Raw genomic sequence first — 20959 nt, forward strand, 5'->3', positions numbered from 1 at the left:
CAAGTAGCTTTGCTTACCATTGCGATGCCCATTTTTAACAATTCTGTCGCTGGTGCAATGAGGACAATTCATAAAGCATTTTCAACTCTGCATCATTCTCATTATGCAACGCCAAAACAACTGAAGTCTCAACTTGCCGATCTGGAATCCTCCAATATTTCTTTAGCAGGTAATTCTTCTCCTCCTCCTCAACAAGACAAAAACCGTTCTTTTCGTAAAAGCTTATTGCCCAACTGGCTGCTTTCCAAGTTCCAACTAAAATCGGCTTTGTTGAACCTTGCGTCAATTCCCGAAGCAGGTATGTTCCAATGCCTTTGTTTCTTTGTTTTGTTTTGACATACGCATGACGAATTAGGTTTACATCTACTTTGTCTTGGATCCCCATAACTCCAATAATTTCATTATTATCGACATAACATGAAAAAATTACACCATCCTCGATTTGCGCTTTTAGCTCTTCTTTTGCCATATACGGCTCATGCCACCGATCAGGTGGAATTACTCCTTTATAAGCAATTGCTGCATCATTAATAATATTGAAAATCTTTTCAAAATCCTTATCCATACTTTTTCGTATCATCACACACCTCTCCTCAAAAAGTTGTTATTTTTGCTAGCTCTATAGTATGCCAATGACGAAACGCAGCGACGGCAGATAAGTTTGAACTTAGCATCAGCAGTCTTCGTTTTGTAGCACTACATGCTGAGAAGCAGGAACGTTATTTTTTGAAAAGCTGCGCTGAACGCAGCTTTTCAAAAAATTAATCTGTTCTAACCAGGGTGTGTAAGGTTATACAATCTCATTTGCAGATAACCTCATGGGTAGCTTCGGGACGGCATATCGCTCTTTGAGCATTTTTAAATATCGCAAATGGCCTTTATTTTGCGAGTTTTAGTTCGATAGCTTTGTAGAACTCCTTCACATGCTTAGGAGACTGAAGATGATAAACCTGCTTGCTTCCCTTCGCTTTATGCACGTACTCTCGATACTTTGGTGTGAGTTTCTTATTGCATAGCCAAACCGTATAATAACTGTTCAGCGTACCCTTCAAGAGCGGGCTATTCTCAGGCCAATTTGCGGGTGGAACGAGAAAGCCTTTCAAGAATCGCTTCGTTACCCACCAATAGTGCTGCAGCACTGGCATATCCATATAAATTAAGGTGTCAGCAGCCTCCAGTCGTTCCCATACCGTATCTAATGATCCATATCCATCAATTATCCATTGGTCTTGCTGAAGGAGTTGATCATGAGCAACTTTGTATTCTTCGTAGGGAACTTCTTTACCACCAGGTTTGTACTTCAAAAGGTCTAAAGCAACCATAGGCAAACCTGTTATTTCTGCTAAACGTTTGCTGAGTGTAGACTTGCCGCCTCCAGCATTACCAAATACAGCAACTTTGTTCACAAGCATCTCCTCATGAATGTTGCTTTCAACTACTCTTCAGTAATGCACTTTTACGGACTGACTAACAGTATAGGGCTGCGCCCACATGCAGCCAGTGATGCCCTAGCTTAGTCGAGGCCCTGCTAGAGCGTAGCGGAAGCAGGAACGATGGAAAACGCACCTTGTTAGGTACGTTCTGCTCTACCATGTCTCTGGATACTCGGTGTGGGTTGGAAGCCCTCCGCTAGCACAACCCCACGATACTCTGGATGCCCAGAAGATGTGATCTGTCGGAGTAATCGACGGCTCTGTATCCAATGAGCCAGCCGGAATAACCATGACTTTGCCGTTGCGCGTGAGGCGCGGGACTGGGCACCCGCAATGGCGACAAAACCATTTGCCGAAGCTCTTGGCTGTGGGAAGGTCATAACGTGTGATGACTTCCTCCCCTGAAAGCCATCGGAACTGACTGGGCTCAACAGTTAAATTTGTAGCATGGCCTGTGCCTGTGCCTTTGCGACACCGTGAGCAGTGACAATGAGCCATTTTCTGGAATGGTGGGTTAACCTCAAATGTTACCGTTCCACAAAGGCAACTGCCGTGAATGACTGACTCATTCATCTGCTTTCTCCAGGTATCTAACGACTGCGTTCAGCGAGTGCAATTAACATTACACCAAGCACAAAAGACTTTATTCTGCTGCAATACTTATTAGCCTGCCGCGTCTACATAGCGTATTTAAAGCCTTCTACATCTATCCATCACCGTTTACCACAGCTTCAGCATCGACTTCTATAAAGAACTTCTCCTCTACCATGGCTCGTACACCAATCAGAGGCATTGCTGGAAGTTGGCCCACCGTGGAGTATTTCTGTAGCACCTTACCAATTATTTCCGCATCCTCAGACTGATAATTCACCACATACATTTTATTCTAATAACCTCAGTTCGGGATAAGCTGAAGTGCTCATTTTGGCGTGCGCAAAGCGCACGCCAAAATGAGCGTTTTCGAGTGCCGCGCAACGCACGGCACTCGAAAACGCCCTTAACCCGAACTCAGGTTATTCTAATAACACCTGCAGTTTCCGTCACACCACTTGCTAACGCTGAAGGTTCCTAAGAGGATGCCTGGTAATTTGGACGCCAGGCTAAATGTCTAGCGTCCAAATTCCAGACATCCTCTTAACAGGACGGAGAACGTTAGGTGCAGCTTTGTGTTGAATTGGTATTAGTTTTTTAGTCGAGTACGCATCAGGTAGGAGCAAAAGGCAAGATAGTATTTCCAGGCGATCGCCCCTCCAATAAGTGCAACGATTACACCGACCCAGCCATGGTCTCCAAAAATTTTGGCGCTCAGGGAATTGAACTGGAAGTGCGAGAGATAAATAAATAGGGAGGCACTAGCAACTTGTGAGATAGGTGCTTTCAGGAAAGCAGGCACCTTAGCCCAGGGAAGCCATAGGAGTAGAAGGCCACCATAAGTCAGAATCTCAAATGCAGCCCTGTCACCTATATTCTGGTAAGCAGTGGTCAGGAACATGGCTGATAAAATAATCTTGAATGGTTTGCTTTCCAATGTTTGAGCCCCAATACCCATGGCAAAGAGCCAGAAATATACGTGGGGAACTCGGTTCAACAGATGTGTTGTGTCCCAAACCATTGGAGTGAGCAGATTTATCAATATAGAAATCACGACCAGGCTAGCAGCGACGAGCTCTTGGCGTGCTCTGGAAATATATTTCTTGGGTATTAAGCTGACTACGAATGCGGCAATCAGAAGAATTTGGATATAGACTTCAATAAACCAAAGGGAAAAACCATTGTTTGCATTGGCCCTAACAAGGTTGGAGAACAGAAGTAAAGATGGGAAATATAGACTGTTGAACACAGCCTGTGTTAGTAAAAGATAACCAATGCTGGGGACTGCAATAGTTGCAGCAAGGGCCAATATTGGCCGAATTGACCCTGTGGTAATAATATTGGGAAGCTGAAATCGAGAAAAATTAAAGCCAGCAATCATCAACAGCAAAGCGGCACTGGATCCACCCGGGTCTGTTTCTGTAAGATGCCCAATCACAATTAACGAAATTGCAACAAATCGAAGCAGAATCTGGGTTTCCAGCTTTTGAAATAAACTGTGGTTACCTTGCAATTGTTCCAAATCACGCAGGGGTAACTCGTACCAATTTTGGGGTAAGTTGCTGACGCTCTTCTCTAGCTCTAGCATCATATCGATGTAGTCTAAGGAGCTACCTCCTAAGGTAACAAAAGACGATTCTGAGTCAATCTCTTTGTTTGAAAAACGAGTCACAAAGATTTCTCGGACTGTCTTTTTCGAGTTTTTTTGGGTTTGGGCGGCGATCGCCGCATCCAACTTTTCTGCCTCATGATCTGCTAAACGCGCAACTTCACTGAAGTCGATCTTGCCATTTGCCTTCCGAGGAATGGTTTCGACGACCCCCACATGAATCGTGGCCGCAGGCAAACCCAACCAATCGGCAACCGAATCGCGAATGGTTACGGCTTGCATTGCTGCCGTAGTTAGAATCCACAGAGTATCGTTTCGGCCTGTGCTAACCGCACTATAGCCCTGATCAAGCAACCACCCATCCACCTCATCAAGGCTAATTCGCAGGCCGTACAGTTTCACAAAGCGCTTTTTCCGGCCAACAATGTAGTAGAGACCATCGCGGGTTCGGCGTGCCAGGTCGCCCGTCTGTAATTCTGTTAGGTCATAGCCGCGAGATAAGTCTTCAGCACTGAGCGCGTAGCCCATCATCACATTGTCACCCGTATAAACCAGTTCTCCTGTTTCGTCTGGGCCTTCAATTTCAACTCCTTGATCATCGATCAGTCGAAATTTGCCCCCGGGAATCGGAATGCCAATGCAATTGGGATTTTCTAATGCTCGATCAGGTGGAAGATAAGCCATCCGAGCGGTTGCCTCTGTTTGGCCGTACATCACAAAAAATTGCCAGCCTTCCTTCTGGCTTTGCTCTGTCAACGCTTTTACACGGCTGGGTTCAAGACGGCCCCCGGCTTGCGTTGCATACCGTAACGTCTTGCGTTCGGCTGTTTTTACGCCGCTCTTTTCAATCAGGGCATAGCTATGGGGCACCCCAGCAAAACTAGTGCAATGATGTTGATCAAAGAGTTCCCAAAACTCTGGTTCTGCGACGGATTTTTGTGTAAGAACCAACGTCGCGCCTGCTAACAAATGAGAATTGATCACGGAGAGCCCATAGGAGTAATACATGGGCAGAGTGGTGGGCGCTCGATCTTCCGAGTTAATGGAGAGGTACTCAATGATCGATCTCGCATTGGCCTCAAGAGCTTTGTGGGACAGCCGAATAGATTTTGCCGTACCTGTTGAACCGGAGGTTGAGAGGATGACCGCTAAATCAGGATGTACTTGAATGTCTGTTTCTGTCTTATGGGTTGTGACGGTATCAGCAGTAGTATCAATACAATATAAAACTGAAAATTGAGCCTGCAATTTCTGATTAACTTCAGGCTGATTGGATGCAACTAAAAGTGCCGGGCAGCCCGCACGGAGCGCACTTAGATAAGCGATAACTGAATTTAATGAATTCTCGCATTCAATTAGAGCAACACCTCGACCGGATGAAAAACGAGATATAAATTTCTCGATGAGTTGGTCGAGTTCTCTGTAAGAAACTCTAAGACCATCTTCTGTGATGATTGCTAGTTGGTCGTGAAGATGAGAGAAGGATTCAAACATATCTAAAGGCTCTTAATCTGCTCTGGTTTTGAGAGTTACTAAAGCAACAAATCTTTCCTCCAGGGAGGAGCCGTGCGGTCTACACGTTTCACTCTGGCTAACACTCGTATGCAGCCGAAATTAACGAGATTTTGCACCTCGTGATCAGAAAAGCAAATCGCGTCAAGGGATTGTGACGCTCGATCGCTTCCCTCAACTTATAAAACGTTCAATCCTTACAAACACAATAAAAAAATGGAGGTTTTATCTTCCATCACACTGTGGTATTTGTCTTTGAAAAACAAACCTATCGTTCGTTGTGAAGGCGATCGCTAACTCATAGAGAACACAAAACAGCATCAAATCATTTCGGACTAACTCGTACTTAATCGAATCATGTATGCTGAATGACCCTCGAATGGGCTTCTAGAAAAACTTCGGTCTACCAACGTACTCAAGCAAAGATCTGAGAAAGAACTGAGCTTCTAAAAACATTACGGATGAATTAGGTAGATGCTTCTAAGAATATTAACCCTGTATACGGAGATTACTTAGGTGTTTTCGATAATGTTTAGATGAAGAATTTCAGGCTTTGTGAAGAAAAAGCCAGCCAGGGTAGATTTGGAAGCTTTCATTTGAACGAGAACTCACTACGCCAAATTTCCCCGTTACAGGCCTAAGTGACTGAAGTACAAACCCTTTGGCTGCTACACAACCTGACGGGTTAAGGGCTTTTTCGAGGGGCGCGCAAAGCGGCCCCTCGAAAAAGCCCATTTTGTAGTGTTGAGGAAGAAAGGGGGGATTCAGTGAGCCGGGTAAAAAAATAGCGTGGCCGATTGTGCCACGCTATTACTCAGGATTCAATTTGGGTTTAAAGAGTTGCTATTCCAAAATCCTGATCAGGAGATTCGTATTAGCCAACCAACTGCAACACGGGTTGATCTGCTGTCCGAACCGTGACTTGCTGGTCGTCATCCACATCTAGAATGATCCGATCGCCCTCTTTTGCTGTACCTGACAACAGGGCCTCAGCAAGATTGTCTTCCACCAATCGCGTGATGGTACGACGCAGGGGACGGGCTCCATAGGAGGGGTTATAACCCTCATTCACCAGCTTCTCTTTGAGAGCAGGGGTGATTTCAAGGGACATACTGCGATCGCTTAACCGCTCGTTCACTTCCTGCACGAGGATATCAGCGATGTGGCTTACTTCCTCACGGGTGAGTTGACGGAAGACGATGATCTCATCCAGTCGGTTCAGCAGCTCAGGACGGAAGTAATTCTTCAGGTCGTCCATGACGCGGTTGCGCAGCTGGTTGTACTGCGACTCGGCCAGGTCTTCAGTCGTGCTGAAGCCTAAGCCTGCACCGCCCTTCTCAATGGCACGGGAGCCAATGTTGGAAGTAAACAGGATCAGCGTGTTCTTGAAGCTGACAACCCGACCTTTCGCATCGGTCAGACGGCCATCTTCCAGCAATTGCAGCAACAGGTTGAACACATCAGGATGCGCCTTCTCAACTTCGTCGAACAGAAGGACAGTGTAGGGCTTGCGCCGTACTGCTTCCGTCAGTTGTCCGCCTTCGTCATAACCGACATAGCCCGGAGGCGATCCGATCATCTTGGAAACCGTGTGGGATTCCATCATTTCAGACATGTCGACGCGAATCATCGCTTCTTCCGAACCGAAGACTGCTGCGGCCAGTGCTTTGGCCAACTCAGTCTTACCAACACCGGTGGGGCCAGAGAAGAAGAGGCTAGCGATCGGGCGATCGGCATTCTTCAGGCCAACCCGCGCGCGACGAATGGCCCGGGCGGCTGCCTTCACAGCTTCATCCTGACCAATGACCCGCTCGTGCAACTGGTCTTCCAGATGCAGCAGGGCAATGGATTCAGATTCTGTCAGCTTGCTAACAGGAATGCCAGTCCAGGCTTCGACTACCTGGGCGATGTCCTCAGAGGTAACTTCGGGACGAGCAACAGTATGTTCCGCAGTATCACCCTGAACCTGGAGGTTAAGGAGTTGGCTTTCCAGTTCCCGTTCGCGATCGCGCAACTCTGACGCCTTATCAAAATCTTGGGCTTCTAGAGAGGCATCCTTATCCACAATGACCTGGCGCAATTGTTGCTTCAGGTCGCGGTCAGGCGATCGCACAGCATAGCGCAGTCGTACGCGAGAACCGGCCTCATCGATCAGGTCAATCGCCTTATCGGGGAGGTAGCGATCGGGAATATAACGATGGGACCAGGTGGCCGCAGTTTCCAACGCTTCATCGGTGATGATGAGACGGTGGTGCTGCTCGTAGCGCTGACGCACGCCCCGTAGGATCTCCATGGTCTCCAGAACGCTGGGTTCTTCCACCATAACGGGTTGGAAGCGGCGCTCAAGAGCGGCATCCTTCTCGATGTGCTGGCGATACTCATCCAGGGTTGTAGCACCGATGCATTGCAGGTCACCACGAGCCAGGGCAGGCTTCATCAGGTTGGCGGCATCCATGCCACCTTCCAGAGATCCTGAACCAACCAGGGTATGGATTTCGTCAATCACCAGAATGACGTTGCCCGACTGACGGACTTCATCCAGAATCTGCTTGATGCGCTCTTCAAAGTCTCCCCGGAAGCGGGTTCCGGCGAGCAGGGTACCCATGCTCAGGCTCACGACGCGCTTGTCGAGTAGGGCTTCGGGTACGTCTTCGTAAGCGATGCGTTGGGCCAAGCCTTCAGCGAGCGCCGTCTTACCCACACCGGGTTCCCCAATAAGCACAGGGTTGTTCTTCCGACGACGACCGAGAATCTGGATAACCCGCTCAATTTCAACTTGACGACCAACTACGGGATCCAGCTTGCCTTCGAGGGCCATCTGGGTCAGATCGGTGCCAAACTCCTGAAGCATGGGAGTCTTGGCGTTGGAGCGAGGTACAGGCGAACGGTTGGTTCCACTGCGGGTGGCGACCAGCTGTTCTTCGTTAACGGCCTGAATGATACGGGTGCGTAGGCTAGGAAGGTCAACACCCAACTGACGCAGTACCCGGACGGCAACGCTGTCATTTTGCTGAGCCAGGCTCAGTAACAGATGCTCAGGTGCGATATAAGGTTGGTCAAGCTGACGAGCTTCCTGAAACGCTTCGGCAAAGCTCTCTTTAACTTTGGGGGTGAAGGGAATTTCGGGGGGGACGTAGCCAGAACCGCGACCAACCAACCGTTCAACTTGATAGCGGGCCGAGTCCAGGGTTACGCCGAGATTCGATAGGACAGTGTTGGCGATCGTGTCCTTGACCTTCAGCATTCCTAGCAGAATTTGCTCGGTGCCCACGAAGTTATGGCCGGTGCGACGGGCTTCTTCTTGAGCAGCCATGACAACGGCGATCGCCTTCTCGGTGAAATACTCAAACATGGCGTAGTTCCTTGACGAAGTTCTCCTGACACTGCCGTTGAGTCCGATAGATTGTCAGGCTTAGTCTAATGCTCTATGTCGATACATTTATTAATGTATCGAGAATGTTTTGCTTCATGAAGCAACCTCGGGGAGGGATAACCGTAATCTTTGGACGGACTTTATCGCTAGACTCAGCTTCGCTTTGGCATACATAGAATGCAAAATTTAGCCTCATACTTTACACATGTCGAAACAAAACTGAGCCTAACTATAGGGTGAGGCAAACGCCATCCTTTTGTGCGAGTTTTCCACACCCGGAGAGGCACGCGTATTTTTGTCGAAAACTCGATACTATTTCATATCGATTCACTGATGGAAATTCTGCCTTATGTTTCAGCCTACTCATTGGCTGGTTTCTCGCTCTACTAAGACTCCGGTGCAATTGATTCCTGCGGCCACGGGGTATCGCTTGATGAGCGAGCAAGAGTTTGAACAGGGCCGCGAACCTGCCTTTGAAATACGCCCCCGTCTTGGCGTTTTTTGCCTTGATGTTCAGGTCGTGGGCTACAGCCTGGAACCAATGCCAGTAAAGCTGTCTTCCTTCAAAGAGCAGCCCTTCGACCATCGGGCTATTTAAGCTCAGATCTAGCATCAAACCCGGGAATCTCTGTTTTTTCGTTGTCAGGCGACGAGAAAACAGAGATTTCCGGGTTTGGTTTTAGACAGGATGTGAGCGCCTCATTGAGTGAAAATGTTTCACGGTTTCACCCATGAAATATGAAAGAAACAAGTGTGTTTCTTAAGATCGAATGAGGGAGTGGAGAGCGATCGCCCTCTATTTCCTATACAAAAGAAACTCACAGTTTCTTGAGAGTAAGCCAACTTACTAAGGGGTATTTTAAAGCTGCTTAGAAGGGTTGTTTTTCCGAGTGCTTAGCGCCCGAAAAAACAACTGTTTAAAACAAACCTTAGAACTGCAGGTTGAAGCAGGGTACAACGGGTGCATCCCAGTTTTGTTAATGTGGCGGGCGAAGCCCGCCACATTAACAAAACTGGGATTTCAATCTGCAAAAGTGGGATGTACCCGGGTACAACTCAATGCTATCAAGGTGCATGTTCCGTCGCTAAGCTGGCAAGTTCAATATGACATTGGGCGATCGCCGCAGCCGTGCTTGCAATGCCATCACCATCCTTGCCGTCAACTTCCTTCTACGGCGCTTCATGGTACGCTCCCTCGACCGTATGGCCCACATCGCAGATGTAGCCAGCACGGGCCATATGAGAGCCAAGTTTGAGTACCAGGCAAAGGATGTAGGCGATATTGTCAAGGCATTTAACCGCATGAAGGTGAGCTTGGCAATGGCGATGCAAATGTTAGAAAAGAATTAGGAGATCTCTGAAAAACAATATCCCCATTATTTGGAAAAAAGGCGCGGCTTCGCCGCGCCTTTTTTCCAAATAATGGGGAAGTTCTTATCTGGAAATCTCCTTAGAAAGCATTGTCAGTAGGGCGTAGGGGAAGGTTTAGCAGATACTTTCTAACTGTGTCCCTCACTCCAGGACAAAACCCGTCCTTGCGATCGCAAGGACGGGTTTGAAAGACACCATTGGTTGTTTTGTTAGGAGAAGGGTAAAACCGCCCTTAGCAAATGGTGAAAGGCTAGAATCCTAAGTCAGCCAAAGCACTTGGAGCAGCGGCTAAGACGGCCTCATCGGACATTGATTGCCAATCGCGATCGCCAATCTCCGCATAAAATGTCTCGTCATAGGGTCGGGTACGTACTACCACAGGCATGGGCACTGCGTGACCTAACACCAGAGCCTGCTGCTTCGAGTCTAACTTTGCTAGCACCGAGCGCAATGCCTGCCCACCGGAAACTCCGGTAAAAATGGCATCAATATCTTTCTCATCATTCAGCAGAGCGGTGATGCGGGTTCCTACCTGGGACATCACTTCGTTATCAATACCGGAAGGACGCTGATCGACCACCAGCAGGGTGACGAAGTATTTCCGCATCTCTCGGGCAATGGTGCCGAAGATGGTCTGGCGAACGGTGGCAGGGTCGAGAAAGCGGTGGGCTTCTTCAATGGTGATGACCAGTTGATGGGGGCGATCGCTCACATTTTTCGTCTGCAAAAACTTCTCAGCCTTGTGTACATAACTGGCATGGATGCGGCGGGCAATAATATTCGTGGCCAACATATAGGAGAGCATGTTGGACTGAGAACCGAACTCGACAACCACATGCTTCCCAGCTTCCAGAGATTCGAGAATTTGCCCCACATAGTTCTTCGGGCAAGTCTGCCGCAGATACTTCAAATCCTCCAGACGGGTCAGCTTGCGCTGCAACGCCATAATGGAGGACTTGCTGCCCATTTTTACTTCGCAAAATTCCTGAATCTCCTCATTGCTCATAGCGAGCAGGCGATTAATCCAGCTTTTGCCAAACTCGTTACGGAGAATAATCGCATTTTCCAGGCTGGCTTCTGAAAGGTTCAACTCGCCACGCACCAGCATCAGGTCTTCCACCTCAATCTGGTCGAAGCTGATATAGAGTTCCTGGGCATCGCGCACACCTCGCCGCCGGGTTGACTCCGGGTCGAGGGTATACATCTGCACCTGGTCAGGAAACAGTTGCCGTAAACCTTTGACCGTAGAAACTCGTGATTTGCTGCCCTCGCTGGTCGCTTCCCAACCGTACTCGGAGTGCATATCAAAAATCAGGTTAACGGCAGCGCGGCGGCGAATAATACCTGATAACAAAAGCCGGGTCAGGAAGGACTTGCCCGTCCCTGATTTGCCGAAAATCCCATTGCTTCGCTCGACAAAGCGGTCCAAATCTAGACATATTGACACCTCCATATCCATCGGCATGCCAATAGAGAAATTGCGCCGGTGGGGATCATCCTCCCAACCAAACACCGCACGGAAGTCTCGCTCGCTGGCTTCGAACACCTGACTGAAGTGGCTGGGAATAGTTTTGACGGGAAGCAATTCAACAGCGTTAGTGTTAGCTTGATAGGAGGACAAGTCAGATTTTTTTCCTTTCGCCTTATCTTTAGTTCCCTTACCGTTTGATGGTGGGTTTGAACCTCCGTCTGTAGGGGTAAACATCAGCATGGGCGAAAGGTTTATAGTTCCATAAGTACCGCTCCCTGCCAGAACCTCTTGTAGGAAGGTATTGTTGGGATCTGGAGGATTTGCCAGGATACGTGGACTCGCCGTACCGAGTGTCACATCAGTCAGCATACAAAAGAAGCGCGATCGTCGCCCCTGCACCACCAGGAACTTTCCGACCCGCATGTCTTCAACAGAAACATCGGGGTGCAGCCGCACTTCTAACCCCTGACTGAGCGACCCTTGAATCACTGAGCCGATGGCATTCTCAAGTTCCATACCTGATCTCGCTGATGGTGCACTGGATATCAATGCTGCTTTCCTCATGCCCCCTTGTAGGGAAGAATGCACGTTCGCAATCGGCTGGATTGCGGTGACGGACTTAGCTCCCTATGGAGGATAAGGGATCTGCTTTTACATGATACATCTGTTCGAAAATACATTCGTTCTGCTTAGCGCCCTTTTTGAAAGATTGGCTGGCTTTAACAGCCCGCTAATAGCGTTTCAAAAAGGCTTACCCCTGGACGCTTTTAACAATACGCTTGTGCCTCTGCTGGAACTGGCCTTGATGCCCCACGGAACCTGTTTCTTCTGGAATGTTCCCCTGACAACGGTGCATGTTGTGGCAGATGGGTTAATTGGGCTGGCCTACTTCTCAATTCCCCTGATTCTGTACATGAACCGCCAACATGTGAGTACTGGAGCGACTCCACTGTTGATGCTGTTTGTGGCATTTATTTTTAGCTGTGGCATTGGTCATTTGCTGAGTGTCTGGAACATCTGGCATTCAGACTATTGGCTTGAAGGAATTGAGAAACTCATGACAGCAGCGGCTAGTGTGTACACAGCTTTCTGCTTGTATCAAAAACTGCCCGACTTGCTGCAAACTCGCAAAGCTTTAGAAGAAACTACGGAGATGGCACGCACCGATCCCCTAACCGGATTGGCAAATCGCCGTGGTTTAATCGAGGCCATGACGACCTCCATGCCGCAACTGAATGCCCCGGGTATTTCCCATGCACTGGTGCTGCTAGATCTTGATAATTTCAAAGAGATTAATGATACCTGCGGGCACCTGATGGGCGATCGCGTTCTGTGCCAAGTATCCGAATTGCTTCGGCTGAATACGCGCCTGCTGGATACCTCGGCTCGCATTGGGGGGGATGAGTTTGCCGTGTTTTTGCCAGGTTGTCCTTTACCTCAGGCCCTCGAAATTGCTGAGCGGTTGCGGATGGCGATCGCCCTGCTTAGCAAAGAAGATCTGCTTCCCCCTGAGCTGGAATTCAGTGCCAGTGTAGGGCTTGTAGTGACAAACCGTATCCAATCCGACGAACAGTTCTATGCCAAAGCGGACATGGCACTCTACCAGAGCAAACGCAGTGGTAAAAACCGAGTTTCGTGGCTAGAAGATGGTGCGGATCTCATGCCTCTAGCCATTGACTAAGCCAAGCCTGAACATGTTCCCAAACCTGTTCCACTAGCTGGGGATGATTAGAATCAAACCATTCAATTTGAGTGTCTGAACGAAACCAGGTGCGTTGTCGCTTGGCAAATTGGCGGGTATGCAAAACAGTTTGGGCGATCGCTTCATCCAATGAAATTTTCCCTGCTAAATACTGCTTGACTTCGGCATATCCCAGGGTATTTAGCAGGGGTAAATCAAATCCATACCGTTTACCCAACGTTTCTACTTCTTCGATAAATCCTATTTCAAATAAGTGTTGGGTCCGTTTACGAATGCGTTCCGTTAAAAGATCTGGCTCTTGTGGTACGGGTTCACCACAGTCCAACCCAATCTGCAAAATAGGATAATGGGGGGGATATTCACCCTGTTGCTCTGAAATAGGTTTTCCCGTCACGTAGAAAACCTCCAATGCCCGTAGGGTACGCACCTGGTCATTGCCGTGAATCCGCTCACAAGCCGCAGGGTCAACCTGTTTTAACAGGGCATAGCAGAGGGGTTGGCCTAGAGCTGCGAGTTGCGATCGCAATTCCTCTTGAGGAGCGACACGGGGAATTTTCATCCCTCGGGTTACCGCTTTAATGTAAAGCCCCGTTCCTCCCACTAACAAAGGAACGGCAATTCCGGATTCTTTCCCCTTATGGTGAAAGAGGGAGATTAGGTGCTGCGCCTGTTGCTGGTAGTCGGCAACGGTGAACGTTTCAGTAGGGTTGCAAATATCAATTAAGTAGTGAGGAGCCTGTTGTTGCTCTTCTGAGGTCGGCTTAGCAGTACCAATGTCAAATTCCCGGTACACCTGTCGCGAATCAGCACTCAGGATGGGGCTGCCGAGACGTTGGGAGAGGGCGATCGCCAGCCCGGTTTTTCCGGTAGCTGTAGGGCCACATACCACAATCAGGGCAGATTTGTTAGAATTTAGTACAGAGGTATTGTTGTCCAACGCGTGTAACCAAGGGAAATCAAGATTGGAATTTGTCTATCTGTTCGGGTTTCTCCTACCCTAAGGATCTGCTAGCTCAGTCAGAATTGTTGAGGAAACCTAACGGAACGGTCAAGATTCTGGTCGCCATGAGCTATCGATTTAATAGCAACAAGTAGGAATATTTTGCGGGATCTGAAGTACCCTCAAAGCAACTTAGACAGAATCTTAGCGGACTTTGATGCCCATCTCCCCTGCCCCCCTTATGGCCCCTTGTGCGGTTGACGACAATTTTCCCCATTTCCATCCCCTCTTCAAATCTCAATTCAGATGCCCTTAGAATGCCTTTAGAGGCGGATGTGTTATAATTTTAAGGCGTTTTTTTGTTTTGAGGCTTAAGAGGGCTTCAGCGCAGTTATAGGAGACACTCTATGACAACCGGCTATGATGCTGGCCAGATCCGAGTTCTTGAAGGGCTAGAGGCGGTTCGTAAACGTCCGGGGATGTACATTGGTAGTACCGGGCCTAGAGGCTTGCATCACCTGGTCTACGAAGTAGTAGACAACTCCGTTGACGAAGCGCTAGCAGGCTATTGCAAAAATATTGATGTATCTCTCAATGCCGATGGCTCCGTCACTGTCACGGATGATGGTCGGGGCATTCCCACAGGCATTCATCCACAAACGGGTAAGTCAGCGCTAGAGACCGTGCTGACTGTGCTCCATGCTGGGGGCAAGTTTGGTGATGGAGGTTATAAGGTGTCCGGCGGTCTGCACGGGGTTGGCATCTCCGTTGTAAACGCCCTGTCGGCAAGCTTAGATGTCTCCGTCTGGCGGGAGAAGACGGTTCATAAGCTGCACCTGGAGCGGGGGGCTGTGGTAGGCGAGATGCAGGTCGAGCCGACTAAAGTCGATCGCACTGGCACCTCTGTCACCTTCATGCCTGATGTTCAAATTTTTACAACGGGTATTGAGTTTGACTATGCGACCCTGGCGGGTCGTCTGCGAGAATTGGCCTTCCTCAATGGGGGCGTTCGCATCACCTTCACAGACAACCGCCTGGAGCTCCGGAAGTTAACCGAGCCCCATGTCGAAACCTATTACTACGAAGGTGGCATCAAGGAGTACATCTCCTACGTTAACAGTGATAAGCAACCGATCCACGACGAAATTATTTTCGTTCAGGGCGAACGCAATAATATCCAGGTGGAAGTAGCGTTGCAATGGTGTGTTGACGCTTACACCGATAACCTCTTAGGGTTTGCCAACAACATCCGCACGGTGGATGGTGGGACGCACCTGGAAGGCTTGAAGACGGTGCTGACCCGGACGATGAATGCGATCGCCCGTAAGCGCAACAAAATCAAGGAAAACGAATCTAACCTGGCTGGAGAAAACATCCGGGAAGGTTTGACAGCGGTGGTTTCGGTGAAAGTTCCGGATCCGGAATTTGAAGGGCAAACCAAAACCAAGCTGGGTAACACCGAAGTTCGGGGGATTGTCGACACCATTGTTGGCGAAACCTTGACGGAGTACCTCGACTTCCGCCCCGGTGTGGCCGATTCGATTCTCGATAAGGCCATTGAAGCGTACAAAGCCGCCGAGGCCGCTCGCAAGGCCCGCGAACTGGTACGCCGGAAGTCAGTTTTAGAATCTTCTACCCTTCCCGGTAAGCTGGCCGACTGTAGCTCTCGTGACCCCAGCGAGTCTGAGATCTATATTGTGGAAGGGGACTCTGCGGGTGGTTCAGCCAAACAAGGGCGCGATCGCCAGTTCCAGGCGATTCTCCCACTGCGGGGTAAGATCCTCAACATCGAGAAAACTGACGATGCCAAAATCTACAAGAACACGGAGATTCAAGCGCTTATCACGGCTTTAGGCCTAGGAATTAAAGGCGAGGAATTCGACGCATCACAACTGCGTTACCACCGCATCATCATCATGACGGACGCAGATGTGGATGGTGCTCATATTCGTACCCTACTACTCACCTTCTTCTATCGCTACCAGCGAGCCATGGTGGATCAGGGCTTTGTTTACATTGCCTGCCCTCCCCTCTATAAGGTGGAGCGGGGCCGCAACCATTTCTACTGCTATAGCGATCGCGAACGCGACCAACTCATTGCCTCTTTCCCCGAAAACGCTAAGTACGAAATCCAGCGATTTAAGGGTCTGGGTGAAATGATGCCTGTGCAGCTTTGGGAGACAACCATGAATCCTGAGACACGCACCCTCAAACGAGTCGAGATCGAGGATGCTGCCGAGGCCGATCGCATCTTTACGGTGTTGATGGGCGATCGTGTAGCTCCCCGTCGTGAGTTCATCGAAACCCATGGCCCTAAACTCAACCTCACTGACCTGGATATTTAATACTCCGTTGTAAAGCAAGTTGTGCACGGTATTGAGTACTGTGCACATTTTTTTGCCCTTCTCTGAGAGGTTTGGGGCGATCGTAGTAAACCTGAGTCGGGGTTAAGGGTGTTTTCGAGTGCCGCGCAACGTGCGGCACTTGAAAACACTCATTTTGGCGTGCGCAAAGCGCACGCCAAAATGAGCACTTCAGCTTATTCCGAACTGAGGTTAGTGAGTTATCGGGCTGTGCTCAGAACAAGGTATTTTTGAAAAGCCGTACATAACAGTTTTTCAAAAATACCCTGTTCTAAGCACGTAATACTATACGCAGCGAAAGAACCCTAACTCTTTTTCTTTAAAAAAGGCTTTGCAATTACAGCCCTTAAAAGCGCTGTAAGAGGCTGTTTGAAAGATCCGCCAAGAGACGAATTTTTCGTACGTATAGCGCATGAAGAATCAATTTTTCATGCAGCCTCTCAAGTGTTCTTTACTATACGGGCTGTTCCGTCAAGCCTACTAAGTAACACTATCGTGTTGCAAATTATTGAGGTTGCCAAGCGTTTAATAAGGCCCTGTATGTAACCGAAAATTACGTTAATTCCTTAAACAGATTAATGCTGTATGCCCTCCAGAATAAGCATTTCAGCTTTTTGATTTACCTGGTTAGAGGATGTTCGTAATATAAGCCCCGCATTCAATAAAGATGCAGATGCACAGGTTTGGATACAACAAGGTCAAGTAATTCGACGCATTGTAACGATAATGGTACAACTTGTGTTGTCTTGTGTGTCCCCCTACCAGAAAACGGGGCTAGGATTTATCGTAGGAACATGTTAAATATTAAAAAAGCCTTAAGAGAGGTATCCATGACACCTCTATTGCTACACCGCTTCTGGTCCTTCATCGACGATACTCAATCCAGCATCCTGTTGAATCTGGACGACAGCAGTCTAGAGAACTGGCTCGTTAACCAATTCGGTTCTGAGCACCCCTTGAATGGCTTAGAAATGGATGTCCTAGGCGATTACGTTCGTTCCCGTCTTCCTTTAATTCGAGAACTGGCACACACCCGGTAGCCAGGGTATGCTCTCTGATATATCCATCAGAGCTAGGTGGTACATATAGCTCTGACAGTACTGGCGTTACTTACAGCTTGAGCCAAAACCTAGAATCCTGATTTTGCTATTGGAAGTAATGCCAAAATCAGGATTCTAGGTTTTGATTTGAGTAGACGAAAAAGTATCGCTTTATTACTCTTTGGATTCCGAAAAAGGTCTGGGGTCTTTGTCAAAGATTCTTTGACCCCTACTTTCCTATCAGAGCTAAGTTCGTTCGCTATGGTTTCTACATAATTTGTAAAACGGCTGTAGTTCCTGACGCCGCGCTATCCCTTGTTACGATTATCCAATCGATACCTATTAAAAATACTTCTAACTGGAGTTAAAAAGCTTAGGAGATTTCCAGTAATGAAATTACCCCCAGAATGTTGGCGCTTTGCCCGCTTCGCGGGCAAAGCGCCAACATTCTGGGTAAATTCTTATGCAGAAACCTCCTTAGTACTCAGTAGCGTAGATTTACTTATGTTTAGAGATGGAAGGTACCACACACCCCTTATCTCTAAACGTAGGCAAATTTACGCCCCTTAATACGAGTAGTTCTAGAAGCAAACTTCGACTAGTGAAGAACTTTGAAAGGTTGATATGGCAAGCTTCGTGCACTGTATTAACCTCTCAAAGTTTCTCTGGTAAATTCCTGCCACCTTCAGAGCCAAATTTGTTTTCATCTCTTAATCCTAAAATCTAAATTATTGCTTAAATTAAAGCTCAAAGTTGTAGTTTTATGCTTTGCTGCAATATCTGAAGTTATTTGAAACTGCCTATTACTCATTTTGCTACCTATATAGTTTTTATTAATGAAACTCTATCCTGTGACATTGTATTTCCTGATACATACAGAAATACAAAAGCAGTAGACTGTTGAAAATGTTCAAGCAGCAACCGGGTGTCGCTTCCTTTGTTATTGCATTCAAGGCTGGTTAAATAGACCGACATTGTATGCAATAGGAGCTGTAGATTTTGAGGGCATGAGCTATGAAATGTAGCTTGATACCCCTCACCTGCAATGATAGGTTTTTGCTTGGAGGGCGATGGTTCGCCAGTACAAGCTTGGCCTCATCCAACTGCTGTGTCTGAACGTTTCCAATGAAGTTATTCTTCGTCCAGAAGTGAGCAGTAAATCATGGCTAAGTGGAGATCTTTGCTGTTTGCAGCAACGCTTTCAGTTATCACTCTGACAGGTTGTACGTCAACAGCACCGTCTAATTCTGGTGGTGCGGGGGGTGAGGGAACCACCGCAAATGCCAGTGCCGGTAGCCGATTGGGAGCAATAAAATCGCGCGGCAAACTGATTTGTGGAGTGGAAGGCAGTATCCCTGGCTTCAGCTTCGTTGATTCCAGCGGGGCCTACTCAGGATTGGATGTGGATATATGCCGGGCTGTGGCAGCGGCTGTATTTGATACGTCCGAAAATATTGATGAAAAGATCGAATACCGTAACCTTGACTCGACCGAGCGTTTTACCGCTCTGGCCGGGGGTGAAGTGGATATGCTATCTCGTAATACCACCTGGACAAGTAGCCGAGATGCTGCCGGTGGTAATGGTCTGGAGTTTGCTCCCACCACTTTCTTCGATGGCCAGGGCATGATGGTTACCAAAGCCAGCGGTATTACAGATTTAGAAGATTTGGCTGGTAAGTCGGTCTGCGTGGAAACAGGAACCACCACCGAGCTGAACTTGGCTGATAAAATGCGCGCTCTGGGCGTTCAATATAACGAAGTTAAATTCCAGGATTCTGACGCGACCTACGCAGCTTATGCTGAAGGTCGTTGCGAAGCAGTGACATCTGACCGCTCTCAGCTAGCGGCTCGCCGGACAACCCTTGCCAACCCTGACGATCACGTCCTGTTGGATGTAACGATGTCTAAGGAACCTTTGGGACCTGTAACAGTTAACAATGACTCCCAATGGTTCGACGTGGTTCGGTGGGTGACCTATGGCTTGTTCCAGGCTGAAGAGTTTGATATTAGCCAAGCTTCAGTGCAAGATGCGGTGAAGAGTGAAAACCCGGAAATTCGTCGTTTTCTTGGCACTGAGGGTGACCTGGGGAGCCAGCTAGGCCTGAGCAATGATTACATGGTAAAAGTAATTGCTGCGGTCGGTAACTATGGCGAGGTTTATGAGCGCAACGTGGGTACTGGTTCGCCCCTGGCGATCGACCGCGGCCTCAACAAACTCTGGACTGAGGGCGGCCTGATGTACTCGCCCCCATTCCGCTAAGTTCAATGATTTTTTAGGAGGCTTTGGAATGTGGTTCCAGAGCCTCCTCTGCGTTTTAACTGTGCTTGAGGCTCCGGAGTATGGCTCCAACTGGCGATCGCGATAAAATTCCCCTTTGGCGAGACGAACGATTCTGGAAAATCGCCATCCAAGTTATTGTTTTAGTGCTTGTTGTTCTAATTCTTTCCACGCTGTTTGGTAACGCCTTTCGAACACTGCAACAGCAGGGGCGGCAATTCAATTTTGGTTTTCTTTTTAACCCCTCAAGCTTCAATATTGGGGAAACAGCGATTCCGTATCGACCCCAGGATCCCTACTGGAAGGCATTCCTGGTGGGCTTGGTGAACACCTTGCGTTTGATTCTGGTGGGGTTTGTATTGACTACCCTGTTAGGGGTTATCGCTGGAATTGCCAGTTTTTCAGACAACTGGTTGGTGCGTAAGCTCAATCAGGTTTATGTAGAACTGATTCGCAATACGCCGCTGCTGCTGCAACTGTTTGTCTGGTACTTTGGCATTATTTTTGGCCTAGCCGGAGCCCAACCCCGGCAGATTCTTGGTTTCTTCTACATCACGAAGTTGCAAGGGGGTGGGGTATTTATTCCCTGGATGGCCAGCACACTAATCGCCTGGATATCTCTGGTGCTGCTGATATTAGCCGCAATTGTTGGATTTTTCCTCTGGCAGTGGCGGTTGAAGGTGATGGAAACCCAGGGCGCTTCGGGTAAACCGCAATTAATTGCCTTACTGGTGTTGGCAGGAGTCGCGTTATTCCTGTTGCTGTTTGGGTTGGGTTGGCAGTTCCCGAAGCCCAACGATACGGGTGGTATTGCGGGTGGCTTGCGGTTATCGCTGGAATATACAGCCGTTTTAGGCGGCCTGGTATTTTATACCGGAGCGTTTATCGCGGAAATTGTGCGAGCTGGGATTCAATCTGTGTCAAAAGGGCAGTGGGAAGCAGCACGGGCATTAGGGTTAAACTCAGGGCTCTTGATGCGACTGGTGGTGTTTCCTCAGGCACTTCGCGTCATTATTCCCTCTTTGAACAGCCAATACATGAACCTGGCAAAGAACTCCAGTTTAGCTCTGGCGATCGGCTATCCCGATATTTACTCCACTGCGTCCACCACGTTTAACCAGACGGGGCGTCCCCTCGAAGTATTTTTCATTATTGCGGCGACCTATCTACTCATTAACCTGGTCATCTCAGTGGTGATGAATACGCTGAACCGCTCAGTTCAATTGCATGAACGTTAATTTCCCTTCAACCGCATTTAGTAAAGTTGTTTGGCGAT

The 20959-nt window shown here is 48.4% G+C and carries 15 protein-coding genes; 7 read left to right on the forward strand and 8 right to left on the reverse strand.

What is annotated here, in order from left to right; all coding sequences use genetic code 11:
• Nucleotides 1-34 precede the first annotated feature (34 nt).
• The 6 genes from H6F91_RS19010 to H6F91_RS19035 all read right to left on the reverse strand — a co-directional run bounded on the left by H6F91_RS19010 (nucleotide 35) and on the right by H6F91_RS19035 (nucleotide 8497).
• On the reverse strand, nucleotides 35-580 hold the full coding sequence (locus tag H6F91_RS19010) for a GNAT family N-acetyltransferase (protein ID WP_190772595.1): 546 nt from the start codon (nucleotides 578-580) through the stop codon (nucleotides 35-37).
• Nucleotides 581-878: 298 nt separating this feature from the next.
• Nucleotides 879-1406, reverse strand: coding sequence for an adenylate kinase (locus H6F91_RS19015; RefSeq protein WP_190772594.1), 528 nt, complete (start codon nucleotides 1404-1406; stop codon nucleotides 879-881).
• A gap of 180 nt (nucleotides 1407-1586) precedes the next feature.
• The gene (locus H6F91_RS19020; RefSeq protein ID WP_190772593.1) at nucleotides 1587-2006 is read right to left on the reverse strand and encodes a GFA family protein; all 420 of its coding nucleotides are present in this window, start codon (nucleotides 2004-2006) and stop codon (nucleotides 1587-1589) included.
• A 133-nt stretch (nucleotides 2007-2139) separates the two neighbouring features.
• Nucleotides 2140-2307, reverse strand: coding sequence for a hypothetical protein (locus tag H6F91_RS19025; protein WP_190772592.1), 168 nt, complete (start codon nucleotides 2305-2307; stop codon nucleotides 2140-2142).
• Between the two features lie 306 nt (nucleotides 2308-2613).
• Nucleotides 2614-5127: an AMP-binding protein gene (locus H6F91_RS19030; RefSeq protein ID WP_190772591.1), complete on the reverse strand. Its 2514-nt coding sequence runs from the start codon at nucleotides 5125-5127 to the stop codon at nucleotides 2614-2616.
• Between the two features lie 892 nt (nucleotides 5128-6019).
• Nucleotides 6020-8497 (reverse strand): ATP-dependent Clp protease ATP-binding subunit, encoded by a 2478-nt coding sequence (locus tag H6F91_RS19035; RefSeq protein WP_190772590.1) that lies wholly within the window; start codon nucleotides 8495-8497, stop codon nucleotides 6020-6022.
• A 370-nt stretch (nucleotides 8498-8867) separates the two neighbouring features.
• Between H6F91_RS19035 and H6F91_RS19040 the strand changes: the two genes are divergently transcribed.
• On the forward strand, nucleotides 8868-9116 hold the full coding sequence (locus tag H6F91_RS19040; RefSeq protein WP_190772589.1) for a hypothetical protein: 249 nt from the start codon (nucleotides 8868-8870) through the stop codon (nucleotides 9114-9116).
• A gap of 506 nt (nucleotides 9117-9622) precedes the next feature.
• Nucleotides 9623-9868, forward strand: coding sequence for a hypothetical protein (locus H6F91_RS19045; RefSeq protein WP_190772588.1), 246 nt, complete (start codon nucleotides 9623-9625; stop codon nucleotides 9866-9868).
• Between the two features lie 271 nt (nucleotides 9869-10139).
• Here H6F91_RS19045 and H6F91_RS19050 read toward each other — a convergent pair whose 3' ends face one another.
• Nucleotides 10140-11876: an ATP-binding protein gene (locus H6F91_RS19050; protein ID WP_190772587.1), complete on the reverse strand. Its 1737-nt coding sequence runs from the start codon at nucleotides 11874-11876 to the stop codon at nucleotides 10140-10142.
• 265 nt (nucleotides 11877-12141) lie between these two features.
• Between H6F91_RS19050 and H6F91_RS19055 the strand changes: the two genes are divergently transcribed.
• A complete protein-coding gene (locus tag H6F91_RS19055; RefSeq protein ID WP_190772586.1) occupies nucleotides 12142-13041 on the forward strand; it encodes a GGDEF domain-containing protein in 900 nt (299 codons plus the stop codon).
• Here H6F91_RS19055 and miaA read toward each other — a convergent pair.
• Entirely contained in the window at nucleotides 13019-13999 is a 981-nt protein-coding gene (miaA, locus tag H6F91_RS19060; protein ID WP_190789435.1) for a tRNA (adenosine(37)-N6)-dimethylallyltransferase MiaA, read from the reverse strand. The genes H6F91_RS19055 and miaA overlap by 23 nt on opposite strands.
• Nucleotides 14000-14409: 410 nt before the next feature.
• Between miaA and gyrB the strand changes: the two genes are divergently transcribed.
• The 4 genes from gyrB (at nucleotide 14410) to H6F91_RS19080 (ending at nucleotide 20921) form a co-directional block, all read left to right on the forward strand.
• Nucleotides 14410-16347, forward strand: a complete 1938-nt coding sequence (gene gyrB / locus H6F91_RS19065; protein WP_190772585.1) for a DNA topoisomerase (ATP-hydrolyzing) subunit B — start codon at nucleotides 14410-14412, stop codon at nucleotides 16345-16347.
• An 848-nt stretch (nucleotides 16348-17195) separates the two neighbouring features.
• Complete coding sequence (locus H6F91_RS19070) at nucleotides 17196-17405, forward strand: hypothetical protein (RefSeq protein ID WP_190789436.1); 210 nt, start codon at nucleotides 17196-17198, stop codon at nucleotides 17403-17405.
• Nucleotides 17406-18567: 1162 nt separating this feature from the next.
• The gene (locus H6F91_RS19075) at nucleotides 18568-19665 is read left to right on the forward strand and encodes an amino acid ABC transporter substrate-binding protein (protein WP_190771570.1); all 1098 of its coding nucleotides are present in this window, start codon (nucleotides 18568-18570) and stop codon (nucleotides 19663-19665) included.
• 80 nt (nucleotides 19666-19745) lie between these two features.
• Nucleotides 19746-20921: an ABC transporter permease subunit gene (locus tag H6F91_RS19080; protein WP_190771569.1), complete on the forward strand. Its 1176-nt coding sequence runs from the start codon at nucleotides 19746-19748 to the stop codon at nucleotides 20919-20921.
• Nucleotides 20922-20959 lie beyond the last annotated feature (38 nt).

Source organism: Leptolyngbya sp. FACHB-8 (genome assembly GCF_014695575.1).
Lineage (GTDB): Bacteria > Cyanobacteriota > Cyanobacteriia > Elainellales > Elainellaceae > Vacuolonema.